The sequence below is a fragment of the Streptosporangium sp. NPDC005286 genome, from assembly GCF_040607515.1.
Lineage (GTDB): Bacteria > Actinomycetota > Actinomycetes > Streptosporangiales > Streptosporangiaceae > Streptosporangium.
This window is the reverse complement of sequence record NZ_JBEXGU010000017.1, coordinates 54,045-69,260: the sequence shown is the minus strand read 5'-3', so window position 1 is coordinate 69,260 and position 15,216 is coordinate 54,045. Positions and strand designations below refer to the sequence as shown.

Genomic DNA, 15,216 nt, shown 5'->3' with positions numbered 1-15,216 from the left:
TTCCGCGAAGCCGTGCGTGGTGACACACCTGGTCGACGGCCGGCCCAGGTTTCTTCGTTATCCGGCACGGAGACTGCTGGGGAGGCGAGCTGCCGCTACGAGGTCGTCATATGGGTTTCCAGAGCGGATGCTCCGCGCCCAGCACGCGGAGGTGACGGACTCGGCATCGTCGGCCGGCGCGTGTCGTCACCGACGTGGCGGGGGCCGATGTCATCCCATGTCGTATTCGATTCACACCCATCTGGTGCGGCTTCTCCGTCAGCAGCGCGTGAGTCCATCCACATCCGGGAGAGGAGGTGCCCGCGACGTTCCCACCGGCAGTGATCACTGCCACGCTGCTCGGTTGACTGCAGACGTCGGCAGGAGGCCGTACGTGTCTCATGACACTTCCTGAATGCAGGCCTGATCGAATGATCGAAGCGTCGCTCAAATCGCTTATGAGGGACTTATGGGAACTTGGATGCTCCCTTTTAGTTCATCTTTAGTTCATCGTTGTGCTGGTCGGAAACAGCCACGGACAGACAGGCAGCAGGCGTCGACCCGGCCCCCGCCCAGGCGCCGGATCACGGAGAGCTGCGACGATATGGGGTTTGCTCGGAGACCTCCGGCGGTGTCGGACGAGTGATCGGTGACGACGTGTGATCAGGTGGTGGAAACCGCGAATGGGCCGGTGATGGGTGGAGTACCACCCGTCACCGGCTTGTCGATTACGGCAACGGCTCGAGCTTTTCGGGCGAGACCTGCAGTTGAATCACGCCGTCTTGAATCGACCGCGCTTGCCAGACGACCCAGTTCGGCCCGACCTCGCTGGCATCGATGGGCGCGAATGTCAGGTTGTAGCGCTGCTGCCCGATGTAGTTGGACGGCCCCTCGTCATGGGAGGTCACCCGTTCGTACACGACCTGAAGATCTCGCTTCTTGACCTCGTCGAGGACCTCAGCCACAGGCCGCTCGTGCGCATCGACGCCTTGGAGTACCTCACCCGGGTCTGTAGCGAGAGTTGGGTATCGGTAGGGCTCTCCCTGCTGCGCGGACCGGCCCAACTCACCCGACACAGCCCCGTGGAAATCTTCGGAGATGCGTACGGCAAGGCGGCAGTCGCCCTGCCCGATCTGGCAACCGGACGGCTCGTTACCCGCTGAGATGTCCGTGTGGACGCGAGGTGTTGGTGTTCCATCACCTCCCTGCGGCGGGCTGGTCTCCGTCTTGTCCGCATCGAGCCAAACCAAACGCCCGACATCTGCCGGGGACGCCGGAACGAGGCTCAGCCGCACCTCCAGGCCCACCGCTCTGAACCCCTCGGCATAGCGCTCATGGTCGGCGAGAGGGTCCTTGATCTTGGCCACCCAGTAGTCGTTCTGCTTCTCGATCTCGATGGCGGAGTTGGCGTAGGAGGTCGCGCTGCCCGACCTACCGGGCACGACGCTCGGGCCGATCGCTAGAACCGCTGCCAGCACTGCGGTCAATACAGCGCCGACGATCAGCCCCCGGCTCAGGTTTGGAGTGAGCACGGGTGAGCGCCGGCGGTTCGAGCGGCGCGGCTCTGCGGGGTGCTCCGATCGCCAGCCGACAGCCACTGCCAGAGCGTCAGGATCGGGCGTAGGCATCTCGGCCCGCATCTGCTGGAGCAGCTTCATCTCATCCATTTGACACTTCTCCCAGAGCTTTGCGCAGCTTGGCGCGGGTCCTGTTCAGCCGCGAGCGGACCGTACCCACGGGGACGTCCAGCACGTCGGCGACCTGCTGGTACGTCAGTTCGCCCCAGGCGACCAGCAACAACAGATCGCGATCTACCTTGCGCAGTCCCGCCAGGGCTTTGGCCAGGTGTGGAGTCACAGTCGCCGCAGTGACCTGGTCGACGACGCGGTCGGCGTGGCCCTCGATGACGGGGTCGACGCCCGTACGAGCGAGCGCGCGATAAAGCCGTGCCTCTGAACGGTGGTGACGGCGTATCAGGTTGGTGGCGATAGTCCACAGCCACGACAACGTGTCCCCGCGGGCAGGGTCGTAGCTGTGGCGGTGCTTGAGCGCCTGGTGGAAGGTCGCGGCGACGATGTCGTCGGCGAGGTGGCTGCCTAGCCGCCGAGCGGCGTAGCGGTGGATCGGCGGTGCATGCCGGCGAAAGAGGTCGTCGAAGTAGCCGGGGTCGTCAAGCGACCGAGGCCTCAGCAACGCTTCATCCCACTCTTCAGGAATGACGTCGGGGGTGCTCACACGTGGCCTTCCGCGTTTCGATGTTGTCGATACACCGGTTACTAGCCCGATGAGCCCCCTGCGGTTCCCGCCACGGTAGCCGTGCGAGGTCGCCAGCCGACACGCTGCGCCGGCTCGGCGGCGGAACCATCGAGAGCCGCGGTCAGACCTTCACTGGGGCGATTGAGTCACCATGACGCCTGCCGGGAGCGCCAGATCGCGCTCGCCTGCACCGGCCTTCGACTGTTCCACTATTGACGATGCATGGCCTGAAGGATCTTTAAGCCCCACAGTGACTGTCAGTGCCTTGCCGTTTACAGTGTGGAGTTATTAACCGCATGGCGTGAATGCGGCAGGCGGGTATGGCTGCTTCTCCCGTGGGAGACGATGGTGATGTCACTGTTGGAACGCGTGACCCAAGCCGAGGCGACCGCACGGCAGCAGGCGGACGAACTACGGGCGCAACTGGCCGTCGTCGAAGAGCAACTGTCCGGCTGGCAATCACCCGTCCCATAACCCGCAAACCAGATAACCGTGACGCAGCACCAACCCGGCGTCGGCTTCGCCCTGCCCGGCGACGCGAACTCGGACCTCCACCAGCGCCCTGACACCACCCGGGCCTCTCCAGGCACCAGCTCCACAGGTCCCAAACCAGGACGACCCCAATTCGGAAACCCCGGAAACGACAAGATCCCGTCTGATCGCGATGATCAGACGGGATCCCGTCAACTACAGCCCAGCCGTTTCAAGAACGGCCCCTTGTGAGGTGTTCACGAGTAGGGATGACCTAGGGCGGAACAAGGGCCTACAAGATCGCTTCCCGAAATGAAGGTGATCGTTTCCCGGAAGTTGAGGAGCGGCGAGTTGTCAGGGTGCTCACCGTGGCGCACCCGGAACCCCTTCCTGGCCTCATCCACCGCACTCCGGCGGCCGCCGAGTCACTGACATGGCCGTTCGACTTCGACGTCTCCCGCACCGAGCACGTCGAAGTGATCAGGCTGCGATCAGGTGATGCCCTGGAGGCGATTGCCGGTGACGGGGCGGGTGGGACGTTCTTCCTTTGCGGGGACACCTCAGGTGAGCGGCCCGTGCTGCATACCGGCTCCGAAGGGCACGGCACCAAGGCGTTGACCCATAATCCGCTGTATCGCAGCGGCAAGCTGACGCTGCCCTGCGCTCAGCACCCCGAAGACTCCGGCAGCGTCGCCGCCACGAAAAAGCACCTGATGGCAAGGAACGCAGTCACGGCGCGGGCAAGAACCGGGCCGCCTGGCTGCCCTCCGCCGCCCGCTACTCGATGTCGACGTTCCCCAGCTCCTGCGGGTCACCGGCATCATCGTGCTTCTCTATGCGCAACCCCTTACCCGGGTCGTCCAGCTCACCGTCGACGACCTGCTCCGCGACGGAGAGGCCATGTTCCTGCGGCTCGGAGATCCGCCCTCACCCGTCCCCGAGCCGGTCGCATCTCTGCTGCTGGACTACATCGCGGCTCGCGACAACATGAACACCGCCACCAACCGGGCCTCTCGCCGGCTGTTCCCCGGCCGCCGAGCGGGCCAACCCTGCCGCCCCGACCATCTCTCTGCCCTTCCCAACAAGATCGGCATTCCAGCGGCCGCCGCCCGCGGCGCCGCCGTCCGTCAGCAACTCCTGGAGATGCCTGCCCCGTCATCACCGACGCCCTCGGCTATCCGGTCCGCCGCCTTCGGGAGCGGTAGCCAAGGCAGCACTGCCCAGAGCGCCAAGTATTTCTCAAGGGGTGTCGGTCAGAATGACGGTAACCAGCTGCTGGATCCGCACACTAAGGCAGAACCCCTCCCCGAAGAGAAGCCCAATGCCACGTGATTTTTCCACGAACCACAACGAAATCGTCATTGCGCCCGGTCTTTCGACCAACCACAACTAGGTTTTGCCAGGACAGCCCGTCCGCCGACGCCCGCCCGATGCTCTCCGGCGAGAAGGGGATTCAGGGACGTCATCGACGGCGCTGAACGGTCCTTGTGAATCTATGGACTATCGCAGACGGCAAGCAGGGGATAAAAGGATGCCTGTGTGGATTGCTACCGCATCTTCCACGACAGACGTGGCTCATTCTCAACGACAACATTGTGTCCGCGCTCGGCGCGAGGATGACTCCCCCCTTCTTTCTTGTCCACCTACGCCGCATGCGAGCTGTCGGCCTCGCCGTGGCAAGGCCGATCTTCTCGATGATCACGATGGCGGGATTCGTCGGAAACCCGCTCGGTGGCCTGCTTTCGCATCGTTTGGATGCGAAGCGGACCACCGAGGCGGGCTTGGTCATCGTCGCCACCGGAAGCGCGGGCCTGCTGGGCGCGGCGACATTCCTGATCTTCGCTATGCCGATCGCCCGGTTCGCCCGCAATTCCCCAACGACCCAGCAGACATCGATCGCCGCCGCCGCGGGCAGGTCCGGCTCGCCACCGACACGAACAGGGGGCGGTACAACAGGGCACACACCTTCGCGTGGACCAGCGGTCATGTCATCGGTCCCGGATTGGCGGGCACGGCGCTCGGCGTGGGCCGCGATCCGGCGCTCTTCGTGGCGCCGGCGGAGCTGCTCGTCTCAGTGCCGTCCAGGCGGTCCGGTTGGAGCGGTTTCCTCCCCCTCGTCGAACAGCGTCCCCGTCGTAGAAGCGGTTCCCGCCGAGACGGCCGGCGCGGCACAAGGGCACGGCACGCATGACAACTGAAGAAACACGATCCAGGATCACGATGACGAACCTCCACCTTTCCCATGAGCACAAACGAGCGGGCCGCTACGCGGACGCGTACAGCGCCGTCAAGGCTGCGATCCGCGATATCACTGATGCCCCAGCCACCGACGACGCGCTCGCAAACGCCCCGGCCACCGGCGGCGCCCGGCAGTGGAGACGACCTCGCCGATGCCCGGCCAGGAGCCGGGCAGTGGAGACGACCTCGCCGGCGCCCTGCTACCCGCGAGCCCGCTGTGCCGGCGCCTCGGACGCCACGCCGAGGCCGAACGCCACATCATCGAAGTCCGCCACGGCGCGGGCCATCCCTACCTCGCCGCATTTCAGAACGGCCGAGACGGCCTACCGCAGGGTGCTCGCGAACCTCGACGCCCGCCGGCGTTCGATGAACTCACCGGACGCCCGGTGAACCGGCGAGCGGACACGCGGCCCGTCTCACTGGTCGCGGCCGTACGCGACCACGCCGCCGTGCATCCGGACCGACCGGCGCTGAGTTTCACCGACTTCAACCGCGCCCGGGACGGGATCACGACCACCTGGACGTACGCGGAACTCGACCTGAGGGCCCGCGCGGTCGCGGCGGAGCTGCTGCGGAGGTGCGTGCCCGGGGACCGCGCCGCCATCCTGTGCCCACAGGGCCTGGACTACGTCGCTGCTTTCCTTGGGTGCCTGTACGCCGGGGTTCGGGCGGTGCCGCTGTACCCGCCGGAGTCGTTTCGCGGGAACTCCCGGCTCGAAGCGCTGCTCGCCGACGCCGCTCCGGCCCTCGTGCTGACGACCTCCTCGACGCTGCCGGCGATCACGCGTCTCCTGGCCTGGGAGCCCGCGGCGGCACCGGACCGGTTCCTCGCCGTTGACGAGATCGACCCGGCGTCGGCCGCGCGCTGGGAACCGCCCGAGGTGGACGACGACACCGTGGCCTACCTGCAGTACACGTCGGGGTCCACGTCGAATCCTCGCGGTGTCATGGTGACCCATGGAAACCTCGCGCACACCGTGGCGCAGTGCGAGCGGGCGTACGGGCTGGCCTCGCATCTGAGCGTAAACTGGCTGCCCTTCTTCCACGATATGGGCCTGGCCAGCGGCGTCACCGTACCGCTCACCCTCGGCCTGCACACGGTGACGATGACGCCGTTCGCGTTCGTACAGCGGCCTGCCCGGTGGCTGCGGCTGATCAGCCGGTATCGCGGGACCTTCGCCGCTGCGCCTAACTTCGCCCTGGACCTCTGTGTGGACCGCGCCACCCCCGACGAACTGGAGGGGGTGGATCTGAGCTGCCTGGCGGTGCTGCTCAATGGGGCCGAACCCGTGCGGTCCGCCTCCCTGCGCCGCTTCAGCCACGCTTTCGCGCCATACGGCTTCACCGCCGCCGCACACACCGCCAGCTACGGGCTGGCGGAGGCGACCATCCTGGTCACCACGACACCGGTGGGCACCGGCCCCCGGCTACTGGACATCGACCGCGCCGCCGCCACCGAGGGGCGGGTCGCGCCGATCGGAAAGAACGCCGTATCGGCCGACGGACGCGCCGGGGACGAGCAGGCCCCGCCACACGTACGGCGCCTGGTGGGATGCGGTGTCCCGGCAGGCCAGCGGATCACGATCGTCGACCCCGACAGCCGTGCGGAGCTTCCGCCAGGCCGGATCGGCGAGGTCTGGGTGCGCGGACCCAACGTGACCGCCGGTTACCACGGCTTGGCGGAGCGGACCCGCGAGGTCTTCCAGGCCCGGCTCCTGGACGACGCCGCGGGCGAGCACTGGCTGCGCACCGGCGACCTGGGGTTCCTGCACGACGGCCACCTCTACCTCGCGGGCCGCCACAAGGACCTGATCGTCGTCAACGGCCGTAACCACCATCCGGCCGACATCGAGGCCACGGTGGAGACGGCGCACGCGTGCGTGCGCGCCGGGCACGTGGTGGCGTTCGGCGTGGACACCGGGGACACCGAGCGGTTGATCGTCATCGCCGAGATGGACCCGCGCGCGCTGAACGGCGACGGGTCCGATGGGGACGGACTGCTGCGCGCGATACGCAGGGTCGTCGCCGACCGGCACGGTATCGAAGCGCACGACCTGCTGATGGTCTGCAGGGGCCAGATTCCGATGACCTCTAGCGGCAAGCCCCGACGCGCCGACGCGCGGCGGCGTTACTTGGACGGCGAGTACAAAGTGGTCACCTTCGCAGGCAGGAGTTGAACTTGTCCGGAAATATCACCAACCGGGACGCCGGGGAGATCGAAGAGTGGTTGATCCGGCGCGTCGCCGACCACGTCGGCGCGCGGGCCCAGGACATCGACTCGCGCTCCCCCCTCGCCGACCTCGGCCTGTCGTCGGCGGACGCGGTGGCGATGAGCGGCGACCTGGAAAAGCGCTACGACGTGCCGGTTCAGGCGACCCTGCTCTGGGAGCACCCGACGATCAGGGCGATCGCGGAGCACCTCGCCGAACACTCCGCGGCTCCGGACGGCGTCTGGTCGGGCCCGTCCGCCACGGCCTTCGACCTCCTCCTGCGGGAGACCGAGGAGACCGTGTGGGAGCACGAGCAGACCGGGCGGGCGTTCGAGCGGGTCGACGATGTCTGATCTGAGCCGCCGGATCGCTCAGCTGCCCGGCGACCGGCGGGAACGGCTCGCCGACCGGCTGAAGTCCGCCGCCGACACGGTCGCCTCCGAGCCGATCGCGGTCATCGGCCTGAGCTGCCGCCTGCCCGGCGGCGCGGACTCGCCGGAGGCGCTGTGGCGGTTGCTCGTCGAGGGCCGGGACGCGGTGCGCGAGGGGCCGCACGAGCGCTGGGACGTGGACGCCTTCTACGACGAGGATCCGGACGTCCCGGGCCGCACTACCTCCCGGTGGGCGGGTTACCTGGACGACATCGCGGGTTTCGACGCGGCGTTCTTCGGCATCACCGCGCGCGAGGCGGCCGCCATGGATCCGCAGCACCGGCTGCTGCTTGAGGTGGCGTGGGAGTCCCTGGAGCACGCGGGCATCCCGCCGGACGGTCTCACCAACAGCAGGACCGGGGTGTTCGCCGGCCTGTCGCACTTCGACTACGCGCTGCGGATGACCGGCCGCTACACGGAGATGAACGCGTACACCGGCACCGGCAACGTCCACAGCACCGCCGTCGGCCGGATCTCCTACCTCCTGGGGCTTGTCGGGCCTAGCATCGCGGTCGACACGGCCTGCTCGTCCTCGCTGGTGGCCATTCACCTCGCCTGCCAGAGCCTGCGGCTGCGCGAGTCCGATCTGGCGCTGGCCGGTGGCGTCAACCTCCTGATCCGGCCGGAAGACATGATCGTCGGATCCCGGTGGGGCATGTTCTCGCCTCGCGGGCGCTGCCATCCCTTCGACACGCGGGCGGACGGGTTCGTCCGGGGCGAGGGCGCCGGGGTCGTGGTCCTGAAGCGCCTGACCGACGCGCTGCGCGACGGCGATCGGGTGCTGGCCATCGTACGCGGCTCGGCCGTCAACCAGGACGGCAGGTCGCAGGGGATGACCGCGCCGTCTCCCGCCGCCCAGCGGGCGGTGCTGCGGGCGGCGCTTGACATCGCGGGAGTCGATCCCACCGAGGTCGGGCTGATCGAGACGCACGGCACCGGCACCCCGCTGGGAGACCCGATCGAGTTCGCCGCCCTGGCCGACGTGTACGGCGGCGGCCCGCACCGCTGCGCGCTCGGGGCCGTCAAGTCCAACCTCGGCCACACCGAGTCGGCCGCGGGCGTCACCGGGTTCATCAAGGCGGTGCTGTGTCTGTGGCACGGCCTGGTGCCGCCGAACCTGCACTTCGATCAGTGGAATCCGGCGATCCCCGGAGGGGACAGCCGGTTCTTCGTACCCACCGGCCTATCCCCTTGGCCGGCGAAAACCGCGACCAGACTGGCCTCGCTGTCCTCCTTCGGGATGAGCGGCACCAACGCGCACGCGGTGCTCGAACAGGCCCCGGAAGTGACGCACGGGCACGGCGGGAGTCCGGCGCCCGGACAGGTCTGGGAAAAGATGCCCGAAGTCTCCATGTACGCGGTGCCCGAAAGGGGATGGAAAGCGCTGCCCGAGCAGGCTCGGGGAAAGGCCGCGGGGGGAGGCCGGGATCGCGTGCCGGCGGTCGTCGCGGAGAGCGGCAGGCCCTTCCCGCTGTCGGCCGGGTCACCGGCCGCGCTGGCCGCCGCGGCGAGAAAGCTGGCGGAGGCGCTGCGAACCGGCGATGTGAGGCTCACCGACGTCGCCCACACGCTGGCCCTGCGGCGTTCGCACCGGCAGGTCAGGCTCTGCACCGTGGCCGCCACACGCGAGGAGCTCGTCGCGCGGCTCGACGAGGCCGCGGCAGGCGAGCCGGACCACCGGACCGCGAGGGGATCGGCCGGCGGTGGCTCGGCTCGCGGCGCGGTGTGGGTGTTCCCCGGGCAGGGCTCCCAATGGGCCGGTATGGGACGCGGCCTGCTGGCCACCGAGCCCGCGTTCGCCGCGGCGATCGGCGAGCTGGAGCCGCTGATCGCCGCCGAGGCCGGTTTCTCGGTGATCATGCTGCTGCGCGAGGGGCGGCCGATCACCGCCCTCGACCGGCTCCAGCCCGCGCTGTTCGCCGTCCAGTACGCGCTCGCCGCGACCTGGCGGTCGCACGGCGTCGAGCCGGTGGCGGTGATCGGTCACTCGCTGGGCGAGGTGACGGCCGCCGTCGTCTCCGGCGCGCTTTCGCTCGCGGACGGCGTCCGGGTCGTCTGCCGCCGCTCGCAGCTGATGGCGGGGATCGCCGGTGCGGGGGCGATGGCACTGGTGGAGCGGCCGGCCGAGCAGCTGATGGCCGATCTGCCCGGCACAGTCAGCGTGGCGGTGCTGGCCTCGCCGCGCAGCACCGTGGTGTCGGGCGCCGCCGCCGAGGTCGAACGGCTCGTCACGTCCTGGCAGGAACACGACCTGCCCGCCCGGTTGATCGAGGTGGACGTGGCGTCACACAGTCCCGAGGTCGATCCGATCCTGGACGACCTCGCCGACCGCCTGGCCGATCTCGCGCCGCGCCCAGCGCGGATTCGCTGGTACTCGACGGTGACGGACGATCCGCGCGGCGGGTCCGCCCCGGACGCCGCCCACTGGGTGGCCAACCTGCGGCAGCCCGTCCTGTTCTCCGGCGCCGTCGCCGCCGCGGCGGACGACGGCCACACCGTGTTCGTGGAGGTGTCGCCGCATCCCGTCCTCGTCCACGCGATCGCCGAGACGCTGGACGGCCGCAGCGGCGACCACGTCGTCCTGCCCACCCTGCGGCGCGGGCAGGACGAGCCGGAGGCCGTGACCCTCCAGCTCGCCGCCCTGTACTGCGCGGGCGTCTCGATCGACTGGACGCGCCGGTACGGGGCGGGCGGCCTGGTGGACCTGCCGACCACCACGTGGGACCGCAGGCGGCACTGGATCGACCTGCCGCTTCCGCACCCGGACGACCAGGCCATCGCGCGGGTGGGTCGCCCGCCGGCGATCACGGCGGATGAGATCGCCCCGCTGCTGCACGAGACCATCTGGGAGTCGGTCCCGCTCGCCGACGTTCCGTCCTCCGGAGTTTCGGGCCGGTGGATCGTGCTGGGTGAGGACGGCGACCTGGCCGAGCAGGTGGGCAGGACACTGCGGGCGGCCGGCGCCAGCTGCTCCGTGTTCGATCTGGACACCGGCTCCGGCCCGGCGTACAGCCCCGGCGCGGGAGGCGGCGAGTTGCCCGCGGCCGTGTCGGCGGCGCTCGGCGCGATCGACTCGTCGTGCCGCGGCGTTGTCGTGCTTGTCGGTACCGCCTTCCACGGGTCCGAAACCGCGCTCGGCGACCTGGTGGATCGCTCCGCCGGTCGCCTGTCGCGTGTCCTCCGGCTCATCCAGGCCGGAGCCGACGGCGTCGGCCGGTCGGCCTCCGATCAGGCCCCTCGGCTGTGGATGGTGACCCGAGGCGCCCAGGCGATCTTCCACGGCGACGAGGTCGCCCTGGACCAAGGCGCGCTGCGCGGACTCGTCCGAACGGCCATGTACGAATATCCCGAGCTGCGGCCGACCATCGTCGATCTCGACCCGGCCCCTCTCGCCCACGGAACGCTCGCCGAGCAGATCGCGGGTGAAGTGCTCGCCGAGTCCGTCGAGGACGAGATCGCCTGGCGCGACGGGGAGCGCCAGGTGGCCCTCCTGGTCGGCCTGTCCCCGGAGAACGAGGCGCGTTCCGCCACAAGACACGTACGGCCCGACGGGAGCTACGTGATCACCGGTGGCCTGGGTGCTCTCGGCCTGGAGATGGCGGGCTGGCTGGCCGAGCGGGGCGCGGGCCGAATCGTCCTCAACGGCCGGACGGCTCCGTCCGAGCACGCCGGGAAGGTCATCACCCGGTTGCGCGCCGCGGGGACCTCGGTGGAGGTCGTTCTCGGCGACATCGCCGAGCCGGGCGTCGCCGAGCGGCTGGTGGCGATCGCCGCTGTGGGCGGATCGCCGCTGCGCGGAGTCGTCCACGCCGCGGGCGTGGTCAGCGCCGGCCTGATCGCCGAACTCGACACGGACATGGTGTACCAGACCTGGCGGCCCAAGGCGCTCGGCGCATGGCGACTGCACGAGGCCACAGACGGTCACGAGCTGGACTGGTTTGTCTTGTTCTCCTCCCTCTCGGCGCTGGTGGGTGGCCTGGGTATAGGCGCCTACGCGGCGACCAACGCCTGGCTGGACTCGTTCGCGGACTGGCGGCGGGCACGCGGGCTGAAGGCGTTGAGCGTCGCCTGGGGTCAGTGGAAAGGCCTGGGGATGGCCGCGCGCCTGTCCAGCCGCGACTACGCGGCCATCAGCGTCCAGGAAGGCGTCACCGCGCTGGAGACACTGCTGGATCACGACCGGGCACGGGCCGGGGTGTTCCGTTTCAACCCGGAGGACCTGGCTGCCACCCTGCCCTCCGCGGTGGATTCCCGCTTCTTCGCGGCGACTCCGGTACACCGCCACGACGCCGCGGGCAGCGGCACGGTACGGGCACGTCTGATGGCCATGGAGACCGGCGAGCGCCACGACGCGATGTCGGCGTACCTGGGCGAACTGATTCGGGTGGCCCTCGGCATGGCCGTCGCCGCCGAACCGCACCGGTCGCTCGCCTCTTTGGGCTTCGACTCGCTCATCGCGTTGCAGTTGCGCAACCGGCTGGAGTTCGACCTCGCGATGAAGATCTCCGCCACCACCGTGTGGACTTTCCCGACCACAGCCGCCCTCGCCGGACATCTCTTGGAACGCATGGAGTCACCGGCCGGCGACACGTCGCAGGACTCTCCGACTCCGGAACACAGGGATGCGCCCGACTCCCCTCTCCTGGAAAGCATCAAGTCGTCTACTTACCCACTCCTAGAACAGTCGCCGGATTCACCGTCCCTTCCGTCGCGGCAGCAGGCCGGTGAGTGGTTCCCGCGGTACCTGCCAAGGCCAGAGGCCCGGGTGCGCCTCTACTGCTTCCCGCATCTCGCCGGAACCGCCTCGGCCTATCGCCCGTGGGGGCAGGTGCTGCCCTCCTTCGCCGAGCTGACCGCCGTACAGCTTCCCGGCAGGGAGGACCGGGGCGCCGAACCTCCGGTGACGGACCTGCGCGTGCTGGCGGCGACGCTGGCCGAGGCCCTGGCGGCAGATCGAGACCGGCGGCAGTTCGCCTTCTTTGGCCACAGCAGCGGTGGCCTGCTCGCCTTCGAGACGGCGCGGGCATTGCGCCGCCTCGGCCATCCGGCGCCCGTGCTGCTGGCGGTGTCCGCCATGGGCGCGCCGCAAGACCCCAGATGGGCCAGGCGACTCCGCGACCACCTGCCGGAACGACCGCTGGAGGCGCTCGCCGGTCTCGACGGCGTGGCAGCCGAGGTCCTGCGTGACCCTCAGCTGACTGCGAGGCTGCTTCCCGTCGTCGAGGCGGACGCCGCCCTGTACGGGAGCTACCTCTACACCGAGGAACCACCGCTGAACTGCCCGATCTCGGTGTTCGGGGGAGAGCAGGATCAGGTGTACGACGCCGCCGAGCTCCAGCTGTGGGGGGCTCAGACTACCGTCGGCCTGGTCCGCCGGAGCTATCCCGGGGGGCATTTCTACCTGCGCGTAAGGCTGGACGAGCTGATCACCGACCTGGCCGCCGATCTGGTGGCGGCGCTCGCCGCCACCAAGGCCGGCTGAGCTTCCCCTGGATGAGGAGACCGCTACCGCGCTGCTGCGCGGCCGCCCGCAATGACCGCTCGGTCCTTTCGACGACGCACCGCGCGGATGGTCGAGTGCCGTCCGCGCCCGCTCGCCGACACACCGCTGCAGGTGCCGGACGCCGCTGTCGGCCAAATGAGCCACCTGCTGGACCACAGCGGCGTCACTGCCTTGATCGAGGCCGAACTGGCTGGACGACCTGGTCCGCGAGGGCTGCCGATCCGCACCGTGCTGCTCGGACTGCTGCTGTCCATCCAGTACACCGGCAAGGCCACCCTCTGTGATGCCTGGCGGCTGGTCACTTTCAGTCTCAGCCCCACGGCCCAAGCCCATCTGGGCCTGAAACCGATCAACCCTGACGACCCATACGAACGGCTGGCCAGTTCCCGACGCTTCTACCGAGCCTTCGACCGGATCACCAGCGTGCTGGACCCTGCCCGCACTGATCGGCGCACTCGCTTGCCCCAGCACAAGGCCGTCCAGCACGCCGCTGCTTGGGAGGACGATGATCCTGAGCACCGGCGGCGGCGCGACCTGCTGCAAACCATCGTCACGAGCCTGATCCTCACCCCCTCGTCCAGGACAAAGGTCGCCGCTACTTCAAGGCGATGTCGGCATCGACGCCACCGTCATCCCTACCTGGGCCAAACCACCCCGTGTCAACAAAGGCCTGGCCTCGACTGAGATCACCGCAGGCTGGCATTACAGCGCTGCCCCCCCACCTTCGGCTACAGCGCCACCCTCGCCACCGCCACCCGAACCCGCAGCACCCTGGGTACCTATCCGCAACTCGTGCTCGGCCTGGTCATCGACACCCCGCACAAACGCGTCGGCCAAAACGCGATCACCACTTTGCGTGGCTTCGCCCCACTCGGCCTGCCCGTCGGCGCCCTGGCAGTCGACCGCGCCTACACCGACCAGGCCACCGAACACTTCGCGCGCCCAGCCCGCGAACTCGGATACCACCTGATACTCGACTACAAACAAGACCAACGCGGTCTGCAAGGCAGCGCACACGGCGCCCTGCTCATCGATGGGAACCTCGCCTGCCCGCTGATGCCCACGCCACTGATCCACGCCGCCAAAGGCCTGGACGACAAAACCGTCCGCACCCCACCCGAGCAACTGAACGAGCTGATCACAGCGCGCGAGCCCTACTGGCTCAAGCTCAAACAAAGCGCCGACGCCCAAGGACGCATACGACTGCAATGTCCGGCCGCGGGCCCTTCCCCCTCGGTGACCTGCCCGCGCCGGGGCCGCACCCGCCCCACCCCACCCGCCTCTCCCGCGGCAGTGGATCTGACCAACGCCCGCCAACGCGCCGCCCACCTGGCCGCCAAACCCACGATCCAACTGCCCGACAACGAAAGAAAACGGCCCCTTCCCCTGGCCGAACTGCCCCGCATCTGCCAGAAGCCGACCATCACGCTGCGCCCCGACGACCTCGGCATCAAAGACAAGCTTCGCCAGGACCGGCGCTACCTCACCCCCACCTGGCAGGACACCTACAAGAGCATCCGAGCCAACACCGAAGGCGTCAACGGCAGGATCAAGGGCCACCACATCGATCTCGGCGACCCCAAGAACCGGCTCGCGCACGGCCGCGTAACCCAAACGCTGCTGACCACGCTCATGGTCTGCCTGGCCAACCAGCACATCCTGCTCAGCCGGCGGCAAGTCCACGACCGCCCCGAGGAGCCCGCACCTCAGGACACGACAACGCCTGACGAACACGACCTCGCCCCGCCCAAAGCCGACAGCAGACCGCCACCTCGCGAGTGATCCACCCCGCCACCAACCGCACAACACCACGACGACCGCTGGGTTTCGCACGCCCACCGGCCGGCCCCGCACGCGCTCACAGCGGTCCAGCACCACCAGCGCCCTCCGCCAGGGCCACCGCACGAGCCGAAACCAGCCCGCCCAGCGGCCTCAGGACCTCGGAAACGATGAAATCCCGCCCGATCAAGCGACCGGACGTGGGGTGTTCACGAGTACAGCTGACCTGCGGAGCGGTGGCGTCGTCGGAGATCGCTTCCCGGACAGGAGTTGATCGTTTCCCGGACTGTCGGGTACGGCCGGGCGTCATCGGCGAGTCCTGCATATGGGTTTCGCCGCATTCCAACAC

8 protein-coding genes are annotated in these 15,216 nt (G+C 68.9%); 6 read left to right on the top strand and 2 right to left on the bottom strand.

Features of this window, described 5'->3' with window-relative positions; translation table 11 throughout:
- Positions 1 to 707 precede the first annotated feature (707 nt).
- Both ABZU75_RS09510 and ABZU75_RS09505 read right to left on the bottom strand, forming a co-directional pair.
- Entirely contained in the window at positions 708 to 1,646 is a 939-nt protein-coding gene (locus tag ABZU75_RS09510) for a hypothetical protein (RefSeq protein WP_355551266.1), read from the bottom strand.
- Positions 1,639 to 2,214: an RNA polymerase sigma factor gene (locus tag ABZU75_RS09505; RefSeq protein WP_355551263.1), complete on the bottom strand. Its 576-nt coding sequence runs from the start codon at positions 2,212 to 2,214 to the stop codon at positions 1,639 to 1,641. The genes ABZU75_RS09510 and ABZU75_RS09505 overlap by 8 nt, the downstream gene beginning before the upstream one ends.
- Before the next feature lie 1,317 nt (positions 2,215 to 3,531).
- Between ABZU75_RS09505 and ABZU75_RS09500 the strand changes: the two genes are divergently transcribed.
- The 6 genes from ABZU75_RS09500 to ABZU75_RS09475 all read left to right on the top strand — a co-directional run bounded on the left by ABZU75_RS09500 (position 3,532) and on the right by ABZU75_RS09475 (position 14,870).
- On the top strand, positions 3,532 to 4,038 hold the full coding sequence (locus ABZU75_RS09500; RefSeq protein ID WP_355551261.1) for a hypothetical protein: 507 nt from the start codon (positions 3,532 to 3,534) through the stop codon (positions 4,036 to 4,038).
- Positions 4,039 to 5,096: 1,058 nt separating this feature from the next.
- A complete protein-coding gene (locus ABZU75_RS09495; protein ID WP_355551259.1) occupies positions 5,097 to 7,121 on the top strand; it encodes a fatty acyl-AMP ligase in 2,025 nt (674 codons plus the stop codon).
- A 2-nt stretch (positions 7,122 to 7,123) separates the two neighbouring features.
- Positions 7,124 to 7,507, top strand: coding sequence for an acyl carrier protein (locus tag ABZU75_RS09490; protein ID WP_355551257.1), 384 nt, complete (start codon positions 7,124 to 7,126; stop codon positions 7,505 to 7,507).
- Positions 7,500 to 13,067, top strand: coding sequence for an SDR family NAD(P)-dependent oxidoreductase (locus ABZU75_RS09485; RefSeq protein WP_355551255.1), 5,568 nt, complete (start codon positions 7,500 to 7,502; stop codon positions 13,065 to 13,067). The genes ABZU75_RS09490 and ABZU75_RS09485 overlap by 8 nt, the downstream gene beginning before the upstream one ends.
- Positions 13,068 to 13,154: 87 nt before the next feature.
- Complete coding sequence (locus ABZU75_RS09480) at positions 13,155 to 13,772, top strand: hypothetical protein (protein WP_355551253.1); 618 nt, start codon at positions 13,155 to 13,157, stop codon at positions 13,770 to 13,772.
- A gap of 108 nt (positions 13,773 to 13,880) precedes the next feature.
- Positions 13,881 to 14,870: a hypothetical protein gene (locus ABZU75_RS09475; protein WP_355551251.1), complete on the top strand. Its 990-nt coding sequence runs from the start codon at positions 13,881 to 13,883 to the stop codon at positions 14,868 to 14,870.
- The last annotated feature ends 346 nt before the right edge of the window (positions 14,871 to 15,216 follow it).